Origin of the sequence: Paenibacillus sp. FSL R7-269 (genome assembly GCF_000517865.1) — a bacterium.
Classification (GTDB): Bacteria; Bacillota; Bacilli; order Paenibacillales; family Paenibacillaceae; genus Paenibacillus_AQ.
In genome coordinates, this window is record NZ_ASPS01000063.1 from 1 (window position 1) to 21,086 (window position 21,086).

A 21,086-nucleotide genomic window follows, 5' to 3' on the forward strand; every position below is an offset into this window, starting at 1 on the left:
GGCCTAGCCGCGCGGCGCCCGCAGGGGCCAGGACGGCTGCCGTAAGGCGTAGCCGTCCCTGGAGGTAGGCGAGCTGCGCCGCAGCCCGCCAATTCTCCGCCAGCTCCGGGAGCTGCTCGGCCACAAGAGCCTCTGCTTCACCCTGAAGCAAGGAACGCCCGTCCAGCGCCGCAACCAGCCGGTCAGCTTCCGCTGCAAGTACCTCCAGCTCACTCCTCCGTAAGCTCTCCTGTGCGTTCCCCCTGACACCTCCCAATTCCCCATCCCCACCCCATCCCCTGTCTCCCGGCAGCCTATACACCACAACCTCCTCAAAAGGCCAACCTGCTCCCCGTGCCCCTCCAGCAGCCTGCTCCGCTCGGATCTCCGCCTTCAAGAGAGCTGCGGTGTACTTCACCCAGGCTGCCTCATCCCAGCGCTGCATCTGGTTCGTGAACTTGCAAACTGTTGCCAGTTTCACCGCCCAGCCCAGCGGTAGTGACCGGGAGAGCATCACAAGTCCCTCCGCCTCACCCGCCCACCATAATTCATCCACCGCCAGATTCAGTGAAATCCGAGCCTGCCAGTCCCCGCCCTGCGTCACCACATACACTGCTACCTTCAATTCCCTCGCCCCCTTTTCTTAAGAAACACAACAAAAAAGCACACCGCCCCATTCCTGGAGAGTGTGCTTCACCCGTAACTGGTATATTTAACTGTCATTCGCCGTGCTTGGATGGGGATCTCCCGCTTCCCGGCAACCGCATCATCCGCAGCGGCAGCAGCGGCTCTTGAACCCGTAGGTCCACTGTAACTCCCTGCCGGAGTTCTGCGCTGTCCGCGAGACCGTATAACGGCACCGCAGGCGCAAATTCAATAGAAGAGTTGTAATAAGCCATCCGTGAGGCTACCGCCATGGTCCTGTCCTCTGAACCGTCATCCACCAAGGTAACCTGCAGGGGCCTGCCCATCCAGCAAGCATGAACTGCAAAGACCCTGAGATACCACTCCACCACGGCCTCATGATTACGGGTAATCAGAATATAGTGAAGCCGCTTACCAGTCCGTGCTGCTGCCCGGGTCTCTTCCCGATGATGCAGGAGTTGAACAAGGGCTGCTGCGGATGCATAAATAGAGATAATCCAGATTAACTGGGCGATCATGAAGATGCACCTCCCTCTTATACCCACACTATATGCCGGATATAAAAGGACGGTGACAGCCCACTAGCACGGGAGCCTCTCCCGCCAGTTTAACTTAGGGTACATATTTAAGTTAGCATTTTGCAAAATTCGAATAGAGTGCGGACTGAAACAATACTATGGCTGCAGCTCGAGGCTGCATACAAGTTATGTACCGTTTTATAGGATCATTAGGATTCTCCAAAACGCTCAGTTAAACGATTATGAGGGAAGCTATAAAGTTACCCAGCCATATTTGATAGAATTAATTACAGCCTGCGTGCGGTCATCCACTTCCATCTTTTGCAGAATACTGCTGACATGGTTTTTGACCGTCTTCTCACTGATAAACAGATACTCCCCGATCATCTTGTTGCTCTTGCCCTCTGCCATCAAGCGCAGCACCTCTGCCTCGCGGCGGGTCAGCGGATTGTTGTCGCCTGCAACGAATTTGACACCGGCTTCCTTCACGGCCGTCTCGGCCATAGCGCCAGTCTCGTTAAGGTACGTCATGCGCCGCAGCTGATTAATCAGCTTGCCGGTCACCTTCGGATGGATAAAAGCATGCCCCTCACATACAGAACGGATCGCATTAATCAGCGACTCGGCTTCCATATCCTTCAGCAGGTATCCGTTCGCCCCCTTGCGCAGCGTCTCAAACACATAGCTTTCATCGTCATGAATCGAGAGGATTATCACTTTGACATCCGGGAACATTTCACGGAGCTTTTGCGTAGCCTCCACGCCGTTCTCAATCGGCATATTGATATCCATCAGTACGATATCCGGCTTGTTGCCGTTGCAGAATTCAAGCACCTGGATGCCGTCACCGCATTCGCCAATGACCTCGATGTCATCCTCCATATTCAAAATACGCTTGAGCCCTTCACGAAACAATTGATGATCATCGGCCAAAAGAACTTTAATGGGCGCTTTGCCAGAGTTTTGGTTCTCCATCACATTACTCCTTTCCCTTTTCCACATTCGTCGGAATGTGAATTACGATTGTTGTGCCCTGGTTCTCGGCTGACTGTATTTCCATTCTTCCTTCCAGCAATTCCACGCGTTCGCGCATACCCACCAGACCGAAGCTTTCCCGGTTGGCTTGTTCACTGATTTTTTTCACATTGAAGCCTAAGCCATTGTCTTTCACGACAATCTTGATCAATTGAGCCTGATAAGTAATCTCTACCAGTACGTAGCTCGGATAAGCATGCTTCGCCGCATTGGACAGCCCCTCCTGAACCAGCCGGTATACCGCTGCTTCCATCGCCGAGGACAACCGGTGCTCCTTCCCCCTGGTTTCAAAAGAGGTACGGATCTTCGTCTTCTCCTCATAATCATGCACATACTTCCGCAGAGTCGGAATCAGCCCCAAATCATCAAGCGCCATCGGACGCAGGTTGAAAATCACCTTGCGCATTTCTTCCAGGCTGTATCTTACCTGCCCCTTTAAGTCTATTACTTCGGCTTGTACCAGCCCAAATTCCTGCTTTACCAGCATTCTTTCTACAATTTCCGTCCTTAGGACTAGATTCGCCAGCATTTGAGCAGGCCCGTCATGAATTTCCCGGGCAATTCTTTTCCGTTCCTCTTCCTGAGCCAGGATTATTTTGAGTCCAATCATCTGGCGGTTCTTCGCAGATTCGACAATTCGCGTCACTTGACCTAGTTCTCCAGACAGATATTCCAGGACAACGCTCATTTGCGAACCAATTGATTCGGCACGTTCTACAGAATTTTCGACACTGCGAACACGCATTTGCAGTTCATCGCGTCTGTTCCGCAGATAAGCCTCCCTCTCCCTGGTCATCATCAGCTCAAGTTGCAGCTCTGTCGCCTTCTCATAGGCAATCCGTATGTCCTTCTCCGTGTAGCGGACAAAATCCCGGCTGACCTCTGTCAGCCGGATCCGGGAGCGGTGGTACTGCTGCTCCAGCTTGTCTACCTTTTGCAATGTTTCATCCGTTTCTTCCATGACCCGCTGCAGCTCTTTGTTGAGTGCAGCAAGCTCATCCCGTGCCACCTGCAATATTTCGAATATCTGATACTTGCTGCTCTCCATCACATCGATGGTGTTTTTAATCACCCGATCTATCGCATCGGCTTGAAATTCCACGGATGCTTGCCCCATTTCTATCGAATCGTATTAAAGGCTTTCCTTTATACTAACATATCACGATTCGATAGTTACGGTCTTAGTGTTCTGTTCCCATTTTACAGTCAGTCCAAGCTGTTCTGTCACGAGTCTGAGCGGTACTAAAGTCCTGGCATTCAGGATTATAGGTGCTACTTCAGCACTCTGCCGCTTCCCGTTCAGCACGAATTCCTTCTTGTTCACGGTCAGATCCAGCGCCTTGGAGCCCCGAAGGACCATAATCTTCTTGGTCTTCGCATCCCAGACCGCATTGCCGCCGAACGCGTCCATTACATATTTTATCGGCACATACGTACTGCCGTCCTTCACGATCGGTGCGACATCAATAGGCTGCTTGGTGCCGTTAACCGTCATCGCCTTGCCGCCTATGCTCATCGCCGCCATCCCTTTGGGCAGTCCCGCCTCACTGGAGAGCGATGGCATCACGAAGGAAATATTATCAAAGGCCACTGTCCCCGTCTTGGCCCGTTCATCCTGGCCTTCTTCTACATTTACCACGTAAAGTCTCTTAAGGGAAGCTGGGAATTTAATCCCTGAGCCGGACAGATCGATATTAAGCGTCTTCCAGCCGTTCCAGTCGATGACTTTCGCCAGATCAATATAGGCCGTCTTTCCGCTGGCATCCGTCAGCTCGGCACGCATCCAGTTCAGGCTCATGTCTCCCATCACATCGACGGACATTGAGGTCGCCGCCGCCGGAATATCCTTGCCCGTTGTACCGTTGAACTGGGCGTATGCATACATTTTGCCGGTGCCTGCACTCATATCGTAGCTAAGCGATAACACCTTCGAGCCTGCACGCTCTGCGCTGCCTGGAACCACTGCTGCTGTTCCGGTAACCCCTGCCGCATTGGTAGTGAACGCGAACGGATAATTGGCATTCTCGAAATCCTCCCACGCCGTAGCAGCCGCAGTAGACAAGACAACCGCCGTGCTGAAGCCGTCATAGCGGGCAATCGCATATCCGGTAGTTACGCCAGGATCGACCGACTCCACCTTAAGCTTGCCATCCCCCACACTTCCCTTGAAGCCGATGAACTCCCACTTCAGTGCGGTTGCCGGAACAGCTATCGTTGCCCCGCTCTTCGACACTGCGCTAACCGGAACTGATACAGTGGCCCCAGCTTGCAGCGGTGCAGTGGCTGTACCTGCAATCAGGCTAGACAAGTCTTCTCCGCCCAGAACGGTGACCTCGGTCTCCGCACTCGCTGTTCCGCTGGTCGCCTTCAGCTTCACGGTTCCTGGCTTGACTGCCGTTGCTTCGCCCGCATTCACAGTCACACTGCCGCCGCTTGCGGTCCAGGCCGGATTAGCCGCTGCTACATCCACCGGATTGTAGTACGTATCATAGCCCTTTAGGGAGTATGTGGCCTTTTGTCCGATTAACAGTACCGAACTGCCGCTGATCTTGATTCCTTTCACTTCACCTTGCGGAGCAGAAGTATATACCCCGACGCCGTTAACGATTGTACGCTGCTCCTTGCCGTATTCGGTATTGAAGGTAAGTGTAGTCGAGGTTTCAGCCAGCGGGCGGTCTACCATCGTTGTAGAGCCCCCTCCGTCCAGATTAATCCCTTTCCACACCCCAATATTCGTCATGAAGGATTGCAGCTCTGTCAGCGACAGCCCTGCACTATTGCTGTTTTTCTCGGCTGCAATGACATATACATACCTGCCATCCTGGGAATATCCCAGCGCTGTACGCGCCCGGTACCCGCCTATACTGCTTGTGGAGCGTGAGAACGACGACGCCTTGCCGTTATTGACCAGAATCGTATGCCCCCCGATCATCATCTGCAGCGTTGAAGGATCGAGCTCCTGCTGAGTAGTTTTGGAACGGAGCACATAGGTACTGTTCAGCTTCTGTCCTACAATCAGATGGGCCTTAACGAACTGTGCAGCCAGCCCGTGCGTCCGCAGAATATAGGCCCCCTTGGGTACGGTCACCGGCAGAGCCGAATCCAGCGAGATCTGAGTAATGATATCATTCTCTACCAGCACCTCCGTCGGTGTAGTAGAACTGCCCTTAGGACGCTCCAGCGCTGTCCAAGCATCTGTATAAATATAAGCAGCATTAGCATGACTGTAAGTTGAACTGCCGCCTTCGGGATTGTAAGCCCCTTTGTTGATGCCGGATAGCGGGAACTGAGAACCATCCTCTGCGGTCAGCATCCCCTCAAAAGTATATTCATCAATGATAGGTTTACGGTCCTTGGTTACTGCAAAAGCATACATTCCGTTCAACTGTGAAGGGGTAGACACCAATACTCCGCCGGATACCTGACCGCCAATCGGTGCACCCTCTCCGCCGGTATTGAAGTAATCCCCGTTCACCGCCGCGACTGCTCCTGTCTCCGCCGCCATGCCCCCGGTGCTCTGCCGTGTCGTCAGATTCCCGCCTTTGCCGGTCATTACATCCAGAGAGACGTAAGGATTATTCAGATCGACACGAATGACGCTGGCCAGTCCTGTCGCACTCTTACCGGAACGCACCGTGGTAAATTTATATTTCATCATCATCGCACCGGAAGTGATAACCTCTTCACTAAGCTTCGTCGCCGAGAAGGACGCTGCTGCTTGTGCTACCGGCGCAGTGCTTGCGCCCAGCCATCCTGCACCTTCACTTCCGACAACCGGCATGATCCATATTACACCTGCCAGGGATGCAGCAATCCATTTTTTAGCAGGCGACCATTGATTTCCCCGTGTTTGCTCCGTACTCTTCTTCCCCATGAAAAACTCATTCATTTCAGTGTAACTCTCCCATCTATTTGTACTCTTCTACCTCGCTATCAAGACCTGGATATCAGTTCATAGTAATAGACTATACCTTTAATAGACTGAATTCAGCTCGAAAAGTTGCGAAAATTGGAGAGAACTAGCAGTTTTTACCGGCTGGGCAGAGTCACGCCGGAGCTGTCCTGGCGTGCCAAAATAGCTCCGGAACATATAAAATATGTCCTCGCAAAATAACCCCACAAAGTGGGGCTTTAGCGTAGGTGGTGACTCAGGTACTTTGCGGGGACCCCAAAACACATAAATTCTTATCTATCAAAAAAGCACCCGGCCCATAGACCGGATGCTCTGCTTAACTATAAACTATACAATTCCCTTACAAATAGCCTGCTGCCTTCAGCATCCGCTGTAGCATGACCGCAGCCTGCCCTCGGGTAGCATTACCTTGCGGCTGGAACTCTGTAGTGCTGACCCCCTGAATAATTCCCGCCTTAACCGCCTTGGCTACAAATTCGATACTCTGGCTCAGAATTTTCGCCCGGTCCTTGAACGGGCTAAGCGTATCCATCACCGATGCACTCAGCGTTACAGACTGTCCGGAATACTCCAGCGCCCTCACCATCATAATCGCCATCTGCTCACGGGTAATCTTATCCTCCGCACGGAAGGTCCCGTCCGTATTGCCGTTGATGATGCCGGCTTTGGCGGCGGCTTCAATGAAGTCACTCGTTTGTGTAAAGGGGCGTACATCCTTAAACTGGGAAGCTCCACCACGAACTGCTTGTAGACCCAGGCCCCGGCTAAGCATCACAGCGAACTCGGAACGGGTGATCGGCTGATCAGGCATAAACGCAGTTCCATAGCTGCTATCTATGATATTTTTGGCGGCCAACTCTGCTACAGCAGTCTTACTCCAATGGGAGGTCACATCTCCAAATGTACGCAAGGATATGTACACTCCCACCACCTGGTTCCCCTTCGTGCGTGCACTAACAACGCTATTACTCCCCACTGTAGCAATTTGGGCCGGCAAATAAATAGCATCATTATATGTCGAATCTACTCCGGCAGCCATCGTTTGTGCAGAGTTCAGTACAGCAGCATTGCGAACAGTGTATTGTCCTGCTACATTTAACTCCTTGGCATTGGAATAGTTATCTTTAATAGAACCCGTTAGACGTAAATCCATAAGCCCGGTAACGTTACGCATGGCCTGGCTTCCAACTTTTTGTTCGAACGAATAGAACGTCCCGCCCGGAACACTCTCCATACGCAGAACAAGGGAGACCTTACTAATATCTGTCCCCAAACTAGCAATTAGTGAATTCACATCAATATCGCTTAGTTTTATACCATACATATGATCTCCGTACCGGATGATCAGTTTTGCATTTTTGTTGCTTGCGGCTGCATCCGATAGAGCTTTTAGCGGAACGGTAACATAGGCTGACTTCTCTGTAGAAGGAACCTCGAATACCAACTCATCCGTACCTGCAAGCTTCAGATATTGATAACTGGCAGCCATACGCTCTGCATTCAGATCATATCTTTTAACCATTTGTTTGTAGACCGAAAGATCTGTAACCCCAAGAGCAGAATCACTCTTCAGTAACGGGTACTCCTTGCCAAACTCACTGGCAGGCAGGGTTCCCAGATAAGAAGGGCGGCTTCCATTGCCGGTTACACCAGTGGTCAGATTCTGAACAGACAATGAGTTGAAGGAAGGAAGTGAGTTCCCATTGGTATCTGTAATCATCCCCGCACCAGACAGGTAAGAGAGCTCAACCTTTTGACCGGCCATCACTGCTTGCGAGAGATTCAATTTTAAAAGAGTTCCGGACAGGCTGAAATCCTGAACATCAATGCCGCTTCCATCAGCCTTAATCCCAAACTGATTAGCATACAATTTTGAAGAGGACTGCATGCTTTTGGTAAAGGTAACATTAAGTTCATTGCCTTTCACCGTAGCTACGCTGATCTCGGAGACTACCGTAGCTGAAGTTACAGACACTGGCTGAAGATCAACATAGGCGGCACGATTTCCATTCAGATCACTAAGTCCAAGAGTACCTGGAACATAGGATACCGTAACTGTTCCGCTAAGCGGCAATGCATTCTGAAGGGTCAATGTAGCCTGTGTACCACTCACCGAAACATTGGTAACATAGTTTGGTTTGCCGCCAACCAGTACAGAGAACTGGCTATTCATCGGCAAATTAATGGTGGACAGACCTTCGTTATAATTGAGAAGTAGCTTATTGCCCGCTCCCGTCGCATTCTGGAACACCGGCGGCACGTTGTCCTTAGTATTGCGGATGTTAAACTCAGCGAAGCCCGCGATATTCTGCCCCAGAGAGCTAACCAGCGGATACGATCCGGCGTAATAGGATACCCGGACCGACTCCGAATTGCCCACCTCAGAACCTACAGTTAGATATAGGGTATTGCCGCTGGTACTAATAGAATTCACCCCAAGCGAATACCCGTCAGTCGTGACCACAAACTGTTCATAGGCATATGGAGAGACCGTTTTGAGCGTATCATTGAAGGTCAGTGTTACTGTTCTGCCTGTAATTCTGCCTTCTTTGGGCGTAGGGAGCGCCGATTCTATAGTATTGGTGATCTGCTGTCCAGAAAAGGTAGGTGCAGCATTCCCGCTCGTATCCTGAATCGTCCGCACGCCGCCGGTATAGCTGATTTTCACATTCTGGCCTACAGCGATACCTGTACTAATCACTACAAATACACTATCTCCTTGAATATAGGCACTCTCAATATTCCGGGTTTCCTCATTGACGGTTACCCCGAAGCTGGAAGCCAGCAGAGCCACTGAAGCATTAAGCGTCTCACTATACCTCAGACGGATCGTCCGATTGTTCTCCAGCACTGCACTCGTCAGCGATGGCGGGGTCTTGTCTATGGCTACAGTGCGGAAGCTCCATGATTTGGTACCGCTTAATCCCTCATACTGCACGCTGGGGTCAGCGGCGTCTGTGAACGTCCCTTTGGCGATGTCGATATAATAGATCGTATCTGATTCCAGCGCTGCAGCCGGCTTAATAATGAATTCTTTGGCAGAGGCACCCTGCTGGACTGCCGCTGCCACTTTAGAGCCATTGCTTTTGTATAGAACAACCCCGCTTGCGACGGTGCTATCATAGACAACATCCCGGTTGAAATTAACCGCAATCGTTTTGGAGATGTCTACCGACTCACTGCGGTCCGCTGGAGATAACCCGGCTACAGACAGACTTGTCAGGGAAGCTGTAGTGAATGTCCAGGAGTACGGGCCTGAAGCCGGAAAGAGTTGACCATCCTGATCATAAAAAGCCCCCTGCGGTATTGTAACTGTATATAGTGTACCGCTCAACAGCGGCGACGCCGCGGAGGCTGGCAACAGTGTAATTGCTGAGCTCCCCCCGCCGGTGACACTCGTCGAGTTAACATTCAACCATCTTGTCCTGGCGTCCCCTTCTGCACCTGGAGAGACTGAGATTACTCCAGAGGCCGGACTCATCGGGCGGTCGAAGTACAGCTTAAGGGCTCCACTTACCGATGCGCCAAAAGATGCGTTGGCCGGAGCCGTAGATGCAGAGATAGTACCCGTGCCAATCGTGGAGAAGGTCCAGCCGCTGCCACTCGCTATCCCCTGGTAGGTTGTATTATTAGCATCCTTGAATGCATACGCATCGATAAGCACATAATAATTTCCGCCAGATGGAAGCTTATTAGCCAGTGTCAGTGTAACCGTTGTAGCTGAATCTGCGCTCTGGAAGGCTACTCCAGCTTCTCCCTCGCGGATCGCAAACTCCTGTATAACCGCGTTATCCGCTGATGAGAGCAGCCTGACGCTGCCTCCCCCGGCTGTAAGCACTCCGGATAAGCGTATACTCAGCTCCGTTAAGCTACTTGCCTCTATTCTGGAATTGCTGGCCGGAGACATACTGCTTGCTATAATCGCCGGGTTCACCTCCGGGGCTGTCGTGAACTTCCAGCTGGTTGCTGCTGATTCATTGCCTGCACTATCCTTGAACAGCCCTTTAGGCACACTTACGCTATATGTTTTGTAAGGAGCGAATTTAAAACTGGAGCCTAGCTTGATCTCGTAGCTTGCCGAGTTTCCGATTAGCCCTGCACTCCCGATTGCAATTTCCGTAAATACTGTTTCGGCATTTACATCTGTAATGGTGATTTTCCCGGGTTGCGGGATCACCTGGCGGTCAAAGCTAAGCCCCAGCGAAGCCCCGACATTTACAAAAGCAGACCCGTTCGCAGGAGAAATGCTGATTCCGAATTCCGAAGCGGCGTATACCGCTGATGTATGTATACCGATAGCCGGACTGCCCAGACCAAGCAGCAGATTGCCTGCAATGATAATTGCTGTGCCTATTGTTAATTTCTTTTTCATTCTTAAAAAACCCCTTTCAGCCCTTCCAGCACTTCTTGTATTTGTATACTGTTATATTTCGGCTAAAGGGCTTCCAAAGTTTAGAAGATGACAGCTAAGGGCACATCGGCTTGCTCTTTTCACAAAAAAAAGGCCCACACAGCACCCTCTTCATGAGGGCATCTGTATGGGCATGTTTATTCTTAATTCTTAGATTCCGGACTGGGCTTTTAACAAATCCGCCTTATCCACGCGTTCCCAAGGAAGGTCCACATCTGTACGGCCAAAATGTCCATAAGCAGCTGTCTGTCTATAGATAGGCTTACGCAGATCCAGCATCGAGATGATTCCCGCTGGACGAAGATCAAAGTTATCGCTGATCAGCTGAACCAGCTTCTCCTCACTGATCTTCCCCGTTCCATATGTATCTACATTGATCGATACAGGGTTTGCAACACCGATAGCATACGCCAATTGAATCTCGCACTTGTCAGCAAGGCCGGCAGCGACCAGATTCTTCGCTACATAACGGGCAGCATAGGCTGCAGAACGGTCCACTTTGGTCGGATCTTTACCGGAGAAGGCTCCGCCGCCATGACGGGCATAACCGCCATATGTATCCACAATAATCTTACGTCCAGTCAGACCGGCATCTCCTTGAGGACCACCAATCACAAAGCGGCCAGTAGGATTAATGAAGTATTTAGTGGCTTCATCCAATAGTTCAGCTGGTACAACCGGAAGAATGACATGCTCTTTGATGTCTGCCTGAATTTGCTCAAGGGTAATTTCTTCTGCATGCTGGGTAGATACTACGATCGTGTCCACACGCACCGGCTTGTCGCCCTGGTACTCAATCGTAACCTGGGTTTTACCATCCGGACGCAGATATTTCAAAGTTCCATCCTTACGGACTTCCGCCAAGCGGCGGGCAATTCGGTGAGACAGGGCAATCGGAAGCGGCATAAGCTCAGGCGTCTCATTGGTAGCGAACCCGAACATCAGACCTTGGTCACCCGCACCGATGTTAGCAGTCTCTTCAGCTAGTGACGCAGGATCACGATGCTCAAGAGCAGCATTTACACCCTGGGCAATGTCTGCAGATTGCTCATTCAACGAGCTAAGGACGGCACACGTATTATAATCGAAGCCAAACTTCGCGCGGGTATAGCCAATTTCCTTAATAGTATTACGTACGATTGCCGGAATATCCACATATTCAGACTTAGTGCTAATTTCCCCGATGACAAGCACGAGACCTGTTGCTACAGCTACCTCACAAGCTACACGGGCATTAGGATCGTTAGCAAGAAATGCATCTAGTACCGCGTCGGATATCTGATCACAGATTTTATCGGGGTGTCCCTCCGTTACGGACTCAGAAGTAAACAGATGACGCCCTTTGATCGACATATACAACAACCTCCCATATTGTTGATCTGACACTGTATTCAAGGGGGCTCCCTAGTAGATAACAGGCCAAATGTAAGTAGTAGAATAATAATGGCCAATGCCTGTTTAATTCAAAAAATGAACCTTTTCCGAATGGAAAAGGTCTACGGCCTTCCTCAAAAGTCATATTATCTTATTTACCGGTTGCTGTCAATTGAAGCCAGTTATGCGAATAGAGACTGCTCTGCCTGTTTGATCAACCTCTTTGTGATTTCCCCGCCAACAGATCCATTATCTCTGGAGCTTAGATGCCCCAGATATGGAGTTCCTCCAGATGCGCTTGCTCCGCCAATTGTCCCCAGCTCAGAAGCAAACTCCGTATCCATTCCGCCGCCGTACGAAGCTCCATATAATCCGAATTCAGAAGCAATTTCATATTGCATTTGTTTCAGCATTGCCCGGCTTTCTGGTACCACTGTGCGATTTGTACGTGCCATGTTACAGCACCTCCTGCGAATTTTTTAAGATTACAGGTGGTATTGTGTACGAATTCCAAAGGCTTAAGTCGGCTCAATGTTTGTCAGCTGTGGGAATGAGTTCCGGGGTATATTGAAATCCAATATAGGGCATTCTTTATATAGAAAGAAAAATACCGATTGATGTGTCCTTTAAAACGGGTTGTTGTTTATTTGAGAGTATATGCACCACGGACCATAACAACGATTTTCATCGTCTGACCGTCCTGTACAGCGATTCCACGGCCATCCCGCGGGAAAGATAACAGATGATTCGTAGGCGCAGCTACACCATTCGCCAAATCGACACCATCCGTCAAATCAGCCACCCCATTAGCATCCTGGGAATAAATAACCGCTTTGCCGGCACGAACAATGAATTCTGCACCTGCTCCAGCGATGAGAGTCTGGCCTGGCTTCACATCAACAATTTCAACGGCATTTCCTGTAATGCTGGTATCCCCTGTACCGGGAGCTGGCGCTTTGGTAGGTGCTGTGGTTGCACTCGGTGCTGCAGTTGCAGCCGGTGCATTAGTAGCCGTAGCGCTCGGAGCTTGGGTAGGTGGACTAATGTTACCGCCCAAAACCTTCTGAATCTGCTGATCCACATAGCTCTTGGTAACCACCGGGTCCTCTGCCGTTCCTGGCTGCGATCCTACGCCTGCACCTTCAGCCGTAATATTAAGTAAGGAGCCTGCCCACAGGCTCCCCGCCAATAGCACCGCCGACATTGATACTTTCCAAGCTGTCTTCAAATGTATTTCCTCCTCATATCGGAATAAATGGCTATAAAAAAAGAATAGCCTCCGAAGAGGCTATTCTTTGCTTCGGTAATCGGAGATTACTTAGCGTAAACTTCAGTAGTGTCGTCTTTAATAACGTTTCCGTCACCGTCAGTGAACGTTGCACCTTTAACGACTTTAACAATAATTCTGTTAACTTCGTTAGCGTTAAGGTCAAGCTCTTCAAGTGCGCCTGCTTTAGAATCAATGATTTGTTTGGAGAACTTAACAGACCATTTACCCTTGTCAGAACCGTACTTGATTTCAGTAACCGAAACGATTTGTGATGCCTTAACAGCTTGGTTATCAACAACATCATTGTTGATAAAGAACTGCAGGTTGCTTGTGATGTTCTCTTTAGTAAGACCAACTACGTCTTTAGAGAATCCAAGGATCAGTTCAGTGGAGCTTCCTCCAGATACTGCAGCAGTGTTAAAGGTTGGCTTAACTCTGCTAGTCAGCTTACCCTTAGCTTTAGCTTGTGTACCATCAATGCCGTTACCAACAGTGTCAGTAACTCCGCTTACGATGAACTCGTAATCAGATTTAGTTTTGTCAATTGCACCACTAGGAATCTTGATAGTTACGCGAGCATATACAGGATTCTTTGTAGATGTAGTTACATTACCATTAATATCAAGAGTTGTTACAGATGGGAATGAACCAGCTGGAAGTGCTTTACCGTCCAGTGTATAGCTGTTTACATCGATCAGAGTTGTGCTATTCAGACCACTTGGATCCATCAGATCAACTGTAATGCTTGCTTCGCCATATACTGTATTAGTAACGCTGTCTCCGCTAACTTTCACACTGTCATTGAATTTAATTGGTGTGTAGCTAGCAGTTGGCATGAACAATGTTGGTCCCTTGTCATCAGTGGAAGAAGCTCCCAAAGTAACATCCAATACTTGTGCAGTATTTTCATTGCCAGCATAAGATTTATCTTTCACTAGACCAGCAGGTACACGCAGAGTGTACTTACCAGCAGCTACAGTAGCTGGAACTGGAATAACGATAGTTTTTTCGTTGTTTTTCTTGAAGCCGGTAGTTGGAACAATGATGGATTCACCAGTAGATTCACTGATCAGGTATACAGTACCCTTACCAACATACTCAACATCCTTAGTGAATCTCAAGGCAATACCTTTGTTCGTTGCAGTTGTTGAATAAGTTACATTAGTCACTGTTGGAGCTACTGTGTCCTTAGTGAATGTGATGGCTTGGTTAGAAGCCGTTCCCAGGATATTGCCCAGTGTGTCCTTAACCGAAGCAGCGAAAACAACTGAGCCGGTGAAAGTATTGCTGGATGGGAATGAAATTCTAGGGGACTGCAATGTGAACTTCTTGCCATTCTCAGAAGTAATAACGGAGAACGTACCTTGGCTTTCACCAGAAGCGTTCAACAAGCGAACGTTACCTACCAGGGATGCACGATCTACAGTTTTATCGAATTCAACTTCGATAAATCTGTCGCTTACCGGAGTTACGCTCTTGATGACAGGAGCTGCAACATCGGAAGTTACTGTAACTGTAGTTTTAGTTGGGTTCGGTGTAATTGCGTTCCCGGAATAGTCAGATACGTTTTGCAGAGACACATCATAAGTCTTGCCGCTATCCAAAGATACGCCGCTCAATTTGAATTCATCATAAGTAGCATTGGTTGAAGTAGCTTGAGCAGGTGCGCCGTTAACGTAAGCTACGATACCGGTAGTTTTAACTGGCTCGCTGAATTTAACATATACATCTTTAGTATTTGTTTTTGCAGCAGCAGTTGCAGATACGATAGTCGGAGCTACTGTGTCAGCAACATTCACCGTTTGAAGGAAAGCTGGGATGGATTCTGCAGAAGTTGTGCGAATATCCCCGCTTACTTCAATGTTGTAGTTACCTTTAAGGAACTTGATAGTTGGAACGTTAGCCAAAGTGATTACAGCCTCAGTGTTATCGGCATTGAATGTCACATTAGCATTAACTGCATCATTTTCCTTAGTGCCAACCTTAGTGATCTTGATCACTTCATCAAGCAATTTGCTGGATTCAGCAACAGTGTCAGTATCAACTGTGCGGTTGAACTTCACAACTACTTGCTTAGAGTTAGGGGTTGTTACGGAAACAACCTTAGGAGCCTGCAGAGTTACTTTTGCAGTGTAGTCCTTTTCAAGGTGTTTGAAGTTGATTGTTTGTTCAACGCCTGCTACCAGAGCAGTTGTCAATTCAACGTTTGCAGTAGTCTTGTCAGAGAAAGTTACAACTACTTTGGTTGGGCTTACTGCTTCAGCAGAAGCTACAGTCAATGTAGGAACTTTACCGATTTGATCAGCCGCATAAGCTGTTTGTACTACCAGAGCACGGTCAGCATTAGATTTGAAGTTTACATCTTTAGCAATCAGACCAGCATTGATAACTGCTTGTGCATAGCCTTTAGCCCATACAGATGCATTGTTGTCAGTTGTAGTAGGCTGTTCCATCTTCAGAGCACGGAACAATACTGCTGCAACTTCTTCAACTGTTACTTTACCATTGTAGTTGAAGATGCCTTTAACTGTGTCTTGACCTTGCATCAAGCCTGCAGCTGTAACAGCTTCTACGTAAGGAACAGTCCAGTTAGTAGCTGTGTAACCTTTGTCTTTGTAAGTGAGCTTGCCAGTTACTTCAGTAAGACCGAACAATTTAGTAACGATCTTAGCGAATTCACCGCGAGTCAGATCTTTTTCAAGGTGAGCTTTACCATCTGGGTATCCATTAAGAATACCTTTTGCTGCCAAAGCATCAAATGCTTGTTGTGGAGTTGCTTTTGCTGTTTCACCAAATGCCACAGAGGCAAACATCGAGAATGCCATTGCTGTAGACAGTGCTACGGATAAAATTTTCTTCATAACCTTTTTTTCTCCTCCTTGGACGTTCATAAACTGGGATTTTTCTTTAGTTGTGTAGCTCATATCACTCATTTGTCGAGCACCCCCTTTCCCGAGTTGAGCAGATTAAGTATAAATAATGTCTGTGACGGGTATCACAGAAACTTGTAAACAGCTTCAAGGCATAGTAATACTAGATTCCTAATTCTACCTAAGTATTATACAATGTGCCTCTAGTCACGTAAAGCTAATTTTTCCATTTAGCAATGAGCAGTGCCTCCAGGGCATTCCACAATTGCCTTGTGCAAGTGACTCTACACCTTAAACGCAATAGGTTTGAAAAAGTTGCGCTTTGGTTAAAAAAAACTTTTTCCTGCCTGCTGTATCCCTGCCCCGATACACTAGAAGATACAATATGTATGTTCTACTAACTATTGTTAATGTTGGGTGGCTACGGGAATCAGTATAGCATAGAGATATTCCAAACGTCATTAAACAATATTTTCTAAGTTTACAAACAAATATTGCGTACTAACAGGGGGGTGTTTGTTGACCAGCATTCAAGTTAATAAGTATATAACCACATTGCAACAGGGTTAACACTTCGGATAGTGATTTACATAAAGAAAGGCTACTGAGATCAACTCAGCAGCCTTTCCTTCAAATTAGTATATCCAGGACTATCGAATCTTCAACGATAGCTGTATTAACTCCTGGCGCTTCTCAGGACTTGCATTAACATTCTCATACATGGCATCAATAGCTGCACGGTTCTCGCGGTAGCTCTTCTCATGTTTGATTGTGCTATGGGACCATTCGATCAAAGCATTCTCAGCAATAACCAGTTCATTATAAGCATCATGGAAGCCAGTTGCTTGAACAAGCTCTTCCATTACTTCCTGAGTGATCTCCTGCAAAGCCCGCTTTGCTGCAATTTCCTTTTCCATAACCTTTGCTCTATTCTCAAACATATTCTTTGCTTTCGTGTAATCCAATTGTGCTTTTGATAAAATCGGTTTCATCGATAGCTTTCACCTTTCACGTAAAAATGGTTTCTTTGACATTGTAACGCAAATGGGAGCAGATTACAAAGATGTCCGAATGGTAATTTAACCTGAATAAGGTTTTTACTATAGAACTGTCAATCCCTAACTCAGGGTTTTAGGGAAAATTGTAGTGCTTTTCTTCAAAAGCTCCACAGCAATTTTACCAGCCTCAGCTCTTGTCATATTGGCTTTGGGATTAAAGTTGTACGAAGCCTTCTTTTGGCCCGTAGTGGTCACTTCAGCCCCGTTCATAATTTTCGCCTTTGACACGGCCTGAACTGCGGCTAATGCATAGGACTCTATTTTACCGGAATCCAGGAATGACTTGGCTACTGCATCCTTTAATTTCTGATCATTAACCGGCAGCTTCAGCTTGAGTGCTCTGGCAATCATCACTGCCGCTTGCTCGCGCGTAATCGGTTGATCTGGCCCGAATACCCCATCGGTAAGTCCAGTAACAATTCCGGCTCTCGAGGCTGTTTCAATATGTTCATAATCCCAGGTCACTGAACCGGCCCCTGGAACCAAATCAGCGTAAGTCTTATTGCCATCGTAGTTAAGCGGCAGATTCAAGCCTTTTACCAGCAGGGTTGCGAACTCTCCTCTTGTAGTCTGATCGTCTGTGCCAAACTGTTCAAAGCGAAGATTATTCATGATCCCTTTGGAATACAGGGCATTGAGAATGTTACGGGCCCATTGATGATTCGTAATGTCGTTATAACCGCGGCTCATCTTCATAACCTTGTAATAACCAAACTCATCAAACGGAACACTGATTGTATGCTTGTTGGTATCCACAGTACCGCCAATATTCACCCATTCACGGTTGGAATTATATTGGAATACAGTTACAACAGTCCCCGCGTCATCAACGACATTGGAGTCAAAGGCCAGCGTTAGTTTCCCACGCTTGGATGGAGTGATCTTGCGTTCTGCCGGAGTCTGCGGATCACCGAACAAACCATCTACAGAATACGGAGCCAAGCCATTCGTGGCAGGAATGTAGCCTCCGGTCGATACCGTACCCAGTTCTCCCAGGCCTCCGCTAATCCAGTACACATCAGATATTGTTACGAAGTTGCTGCTCTCATATGGAGAACTGAAACGAAGTGAGAACTCATCGGGAATGGTCCAGTTAGGAATTCCGCTCTCTTCAAAGGTTACCGGGAAGCCGATGACATTGCCATAATCGTTACGGCGTTCTACCACACCTGTTGTCGGTTCAGCAATACCGAAGCGAAGTTTGGTATCCGGATAGAACTTCTTCAGGTTGCGTGTATCTGTACTTTGCATTACAGTCCCTTTCGGGAAGCTCAGTTCCAGCTTCTTATTAAATACACTGTATTTGTCCGCTACCTTAGGAGCCATATACTGCGAATCAACAGCCACGGTACCCGTATAGAATATCGAGATAGTATCTGTACTTGTACTGCTTCCTCTGACAACTTGAATTTTGATACTGTTTGCCTTATCCGGCTTCAAGCCTACGTAATCCAGAACGAATCTGCCCGGTCCCAGATCCGTCCGCTTAACGGCCTGCTCTTTGTCAATAACTACATTAGTAGCACCCTCAGCCTCAATATCAAAATGAACAAAGTTCTTATTCACAACATACTGAGTCCCTACAGAGGGTTGAGGAGACAGAATGCGGTAAGCACTGACCTCCCGGATCAGCTCCAGCTTCTGGCTGGTCTTGGCACCAGTGCTGTTAATCAGTTCAAGCGTATAGATGTAAGTTCCCGGTGTATCATTAGTAAGATCCTGAATCCGCATTACGAAGTCCTTCTGACTGCCGGCAAAGCTGGTAGTGTAACGTTGATCAGCAAACACCGGGCTTGCTGTATTTGAAGTACTGGCATTTGCCGGAATATCAAGCGACAAAATATTTTTGGTACCCAGGTTCAGGTTCAGCTTCACAGCCCCGCTGCCCCGCAGCACCAAATCGTAGGTTTTTAGACTGGTTGTATACTTTGTTTCATTATAAATAAAATCAGGTGTCAAATTAAACAATTTCGTGAGCAGTACATCCGTTGGTCCAAAATTAGTGTCCGGGAATGTAGGTCTCCCTGTGCCTAAGGCTGGCTGGAACTTGCTGATGGTTGATACGTTCTCATCAAGAATATAGACGCGCAGTTCCTTGCGAACCTCACGAACCTGTCCTTTTTCATCTACCCCTGTTCCTGTAAGAACAATTTTGTTCTCCCCGAATACAATGGGTCCTGAAGTTGCATTAATTGTTAAATCCACCGAAAAAGTACCATCACTTGGGTTAGGCCATTTCTCAGTTCCCGTGGGCTTCACCTTCGTTCCATTCACATACATTTCAGCGAGGAAGTAGCTGCTGCCCAGATTAAAATCAATATATTGTCCCTTTACGTTCAATACTGTACTTTCTTTGGAGTTTATTACATAAGTCTGGCCATCCGTAAGGTTGGATACATAAATGTAGCTCTTGGAAGCAAATGAAATATTCACATCCTTGTTTGATGACGAGCCATCAATCTTGAATCGGACAGTCTGATTCCCATTCTGGAAATCCGTAATTTTGAAGATATGTTCTGTTGGCGATACCGCCTTAATCCATTGCGGCGCTAAAACTCTGGTGGACAAAGGCAAATAGTTTGCCAGCAGCTTCACAGGAGTGGTTGTCACAGCCGTATTGGTTTTGACCAAGATATAGAATTCTCCAGAATCCACCTTAGCCCCATTCAGCGTTACTCCGGCAGGTACTGTCCCTGTTGTTTCGTTATATCCCGGCAAATACTTCATATCTGTAATTACAATATTATTCTTCATATACTGAAAATCAATGGACCGGTTAACGGTCTTGGTTCCATAGGCTACTGAAAGATTGTGCGTCTGCTTTTCTAAGCGGTTAGCGGGTGTTGCATTATCCTTGTTTAGAGTCAGAGGGACCTGGAAAGTTACCAGCCGGTAAGCTGGCGCATCCTTAACTGGAGATGGCACCAAAATTTCATTGCCGTCTTTTAACGCTACAGCACCACTGCTTCCAAGTGTTAACCCTTCCCCATATTTAATAGCGGGGACTACACTATCCAGCTTCACAACTGCCGATCCGCTAAAAGGTACTCCTGCATTATCAGGAACCATCATCTGGACAAACAGATTGGCGGTGTCGCTGTCTTCTGTCATCACTGGCTGGTCTCCGTATAAGAAATCCTGACCCTGGCCCTTTGAATCTCCTAAATACATGGCGACTATGGGGTTCTTCTCATCATAGTAGAAAATTGAATATTGAAAGCTGAGTGTGTCAGAACCATTCTGGACAACCAGCTTAAGGCTATTTACCCCAGGCTTAAGCTCCATACGCTGGGAAAAGAAGGTGCCGTCCTGCAATAATGATGTGCTTGAAGCCGTACCCTCATTAAGAGCAACTGTAACCTTGGTAACATTCTGGGCCTTGCCTTCAAGTGTGATTTCCTTGTTGGCTACGACCAGTTGTGCGCCTTCATTCAGATTCAGCTTCTCAGATCCCCCTAGAACCTGAAGCTTCTCTACATAGGGTACCTGATCAAATAGAACGTAAAATGCTTCGGAGCGGTCATTACTGCCCTGTGATCCGGTCAATGTAATCCGGTTCATACCAGGATACAAGGTCAAATTGGCACTGAAGCGGTTGTCAGGACTATCAACATCCAGCTGAACAACTCCAGGCGTAACATGTGTAGGATCTTCCAGCCACTTGCCGTTCTTCTGATCCCACGTCAATAACTGTACATTGGCTCCAAGTGTAGAACTGGTTACCTTGGTGAAGGTTCCTGTTACTGTGAGACTCGCATCTGTCACCTGCAATACATTGTCTCTGGCAATTTGCGCAGATGACGATGATGAAGCTGGCGGCAGCAGGGTCAGATCAACCGTATTCCGCAGCTTTTGATTATCCGGTGTAAAATAACTGGTCGGCTTATCTGCAGCCGCCGCAATATTCATAAGTCCTGGTGGGACTAAGGATACCAATAAAGCGAACAGAAGTGTCCAGATAAATGTTTTTCTCATGCGCTGCATGTCATTAACCTCTCCCTTTTGTTGATGAT

General features: G+C 48.0%; 11 protein-coding genes and 1 pseudogene. All 12 read right to left on the minus strand.

Annotated elements, in window-relative coordinates:
- A pseudogene (locus C162_RS25665) lies at positions 1 to 604 on the minus strand (hypothetical protein); the annotation flags it as partial.
- 94 nt (positions 605 to 698) lie between these two features.
- Positions 699 to 1,142 carry a hypothetical protein gene (locus tag C162_RS25670; protein ID WP_051493922.1) on the minus strand — a complete coding sequence of 148 codons (444 nt, stop codon included), beginning with the start codon at positions 1,140 to 1,142 and terminating at the stop codon, positions 699 to 701.
- A gap of 252 nt (positions 1,143 to 1,394) precedes the next feature.
- Positions 1,395 to 2,117, minus strand: coding sequence for a response regulator (locus C162_RS25675; RefSeq protein WP_036699238.1), 723 nt, complete (start codon positions 2,115 to 2,117; stop codon positions 1,395 to 1,397).
- Between the two features lie 4 nt (positions 2,118 to 2,121).
- Complete coding sequence (locus C162_RS25680) at positions 2,122 to 3,279, minus strand: sensor histidine kinase (protein ID WP_036699270.1); 1,158 nt, start codon at positions 3,277 to 3,279, stop codon at positions 2,122 to 2,124.
- A gap of 57 nt (positions 3,280 to 3,336) precedes the next feature.
- On the minus strand, positions 3,337 to 6,066 hold the full coding sequence (locus C162_RS25685) for a stalk domain-containing protein (RefSeq protein ID WP_036699239.1): 2,730 nt from the start codon (positions 6,064 to 6,066) through the stop codon (positions 3,337 to 3,339).
- Positions 6,067 to 6,430: 364 nt separating this feature from the next.
- Positions 6,431 to 10,462 (minus strand): Ig-like domain-containing protein, encoded by a 4,032-nt coding sequence (locus C162_RS25690; RefSeq protein WP_036699241.1) that lies wholly within the window; start codon positions 10,460 to 10,462, stop codon positions 6,431 to 6,433.
- Positions 10,463 to 10,651: 189 nt separating this feature from the next.
- Positions 10,652 to 11,854: a methionine adenosyltransferase gene (gene metK / locus C162_RS25695; protein WP_036699242.1), complete on the minus strand. Its 1,203-nt coding sequence runs from the start codon at positions 11,852 to 11,854 to the stop codon at positions 10,652 to 10,654.
- A 203-nt stretch (positions 11,855 to 12,057) separates the two neighbouring features.
- On the minus strand, positions 12,058 to 12,330 hold the full coding sequence (locus tag C162_RS25700) for an alpha/beta-type small acid-soluble spore protein (RefSeq protein WP_036699243.1): 273 nt from the start codon (positions 12,328 to 12,330) through the stop codon (positions 12,058 to 12,060).
- Positions 12,331 to 12,518: 188 nt separating this feature from the next.
- A complete protein-coding gene (locus C162_RS25705; protein WP_036699245.1) occupies positions 12,519 to 13,103 on the minus strand; it encodes a hypothetical protein in 585 nt (194 codons plus the stop codon).
- 86 nt (positions 13,104 to 13,189) lie between these two features.
- Positions 13,190 to 16,078 carry a DUF4469 domain-containing protein gene (locus tag C162_RS34640; RefSeq protein WP_051493923.1) on the minus strand — a complete coding sequence of 963 codons (2,889 nt, stop codon included), beginning with the start codon at positions 16,076 to 16,078 and terminating at the stop codon, positions 13,190 to 13,192.
- Between the two features lie 587 nt (positions 16,079 to 16,665).
- A complete protein-coding gene (locus C162_RS25715) occupies positions 16,666 to 17,007 on the minus strand; it encodes a hypothetical protein (protein WP_036699246.1) in 342 nt (113 codons plus the stop codon).
- Positions 17,008 to 17,133: 126 nt separating this feature from the next.
- Positions 17,134 to 21,057 carry an S-layer homology domain-containing protein gene (locus tag C162_RS25720; protein WP_036699248.1) on the minus strand — a complete coding sequence of 1,308 codons (3,924 nt, stop codon included), beginning with the start codon at positions 21,055 to 21,057 and terminating at the stop codon, positions 17,134 to 17,136.
- Positions 21,058 to 21,086: the final 29 nt, after the last annotated feature.

Coding starts and splice junctions, on each gene's coding strand:
- C162_RS25720 (WP_036699248.1), bottom strand. CDS start 21,057: ATGCAGCGCATGAGAAAAACATTTATCTGGACACTTCTGTTCGCTTTA.
- C162_RS25690 (WP_036699241.1), bottom strand. CDS start 10,462: ATGAAAAAGAAATTAACAATAGGCACAGCAATTATCATTGCAGGCAAT.
- C162_RS34640 (WP_051493923.1), bottom strand. CDS start 16,078: ATGAGTGATATGAGCTACACAACTAAAGAAAAATCCCAGTTTATGAAC.
- C162_RS25700 (WP_036699243.1), bottom strand. CDS start 12,330: ATGGCACGTACAAATCGCACAGTGGTACCAGAAAGCCGGGCAATGCTG.
- C162_RS25715 (WP_036699246.1), bottom strand. CDS start 17,007: ATGAAACCGATTTTATCAAAAGCACAATTGGATTACACGAAAGCAAAG.
- C162_RS25670 (WP_051493922.1), bottom strand. CDS start 1,142: ATGATCGCCCAGTTAATCTGGATTATCTCTATTTATGCATCCGCAGCA.
- C162_RS25685 (WP_036699239.1), bottom strand. CDS start 6,066: ATGAATGAGTTTTTCATGGGGAAGAAGAGTACGGAGCAAACACGGGGA.
- metK (WP_036699242.1), bottom strand. CDS start 11,854: ATGTCGATCAAAGGGCGTCATCTGTTTACTTCTGAGTCCGTAACGGAG.
- C162_RS25675 (WP_036699238.1), bottom strand. CDS start 2,117: ATGGAGAACCAAAACTCTGGCAAAGCGCCCATTAAAGTTCTTTTGGCC.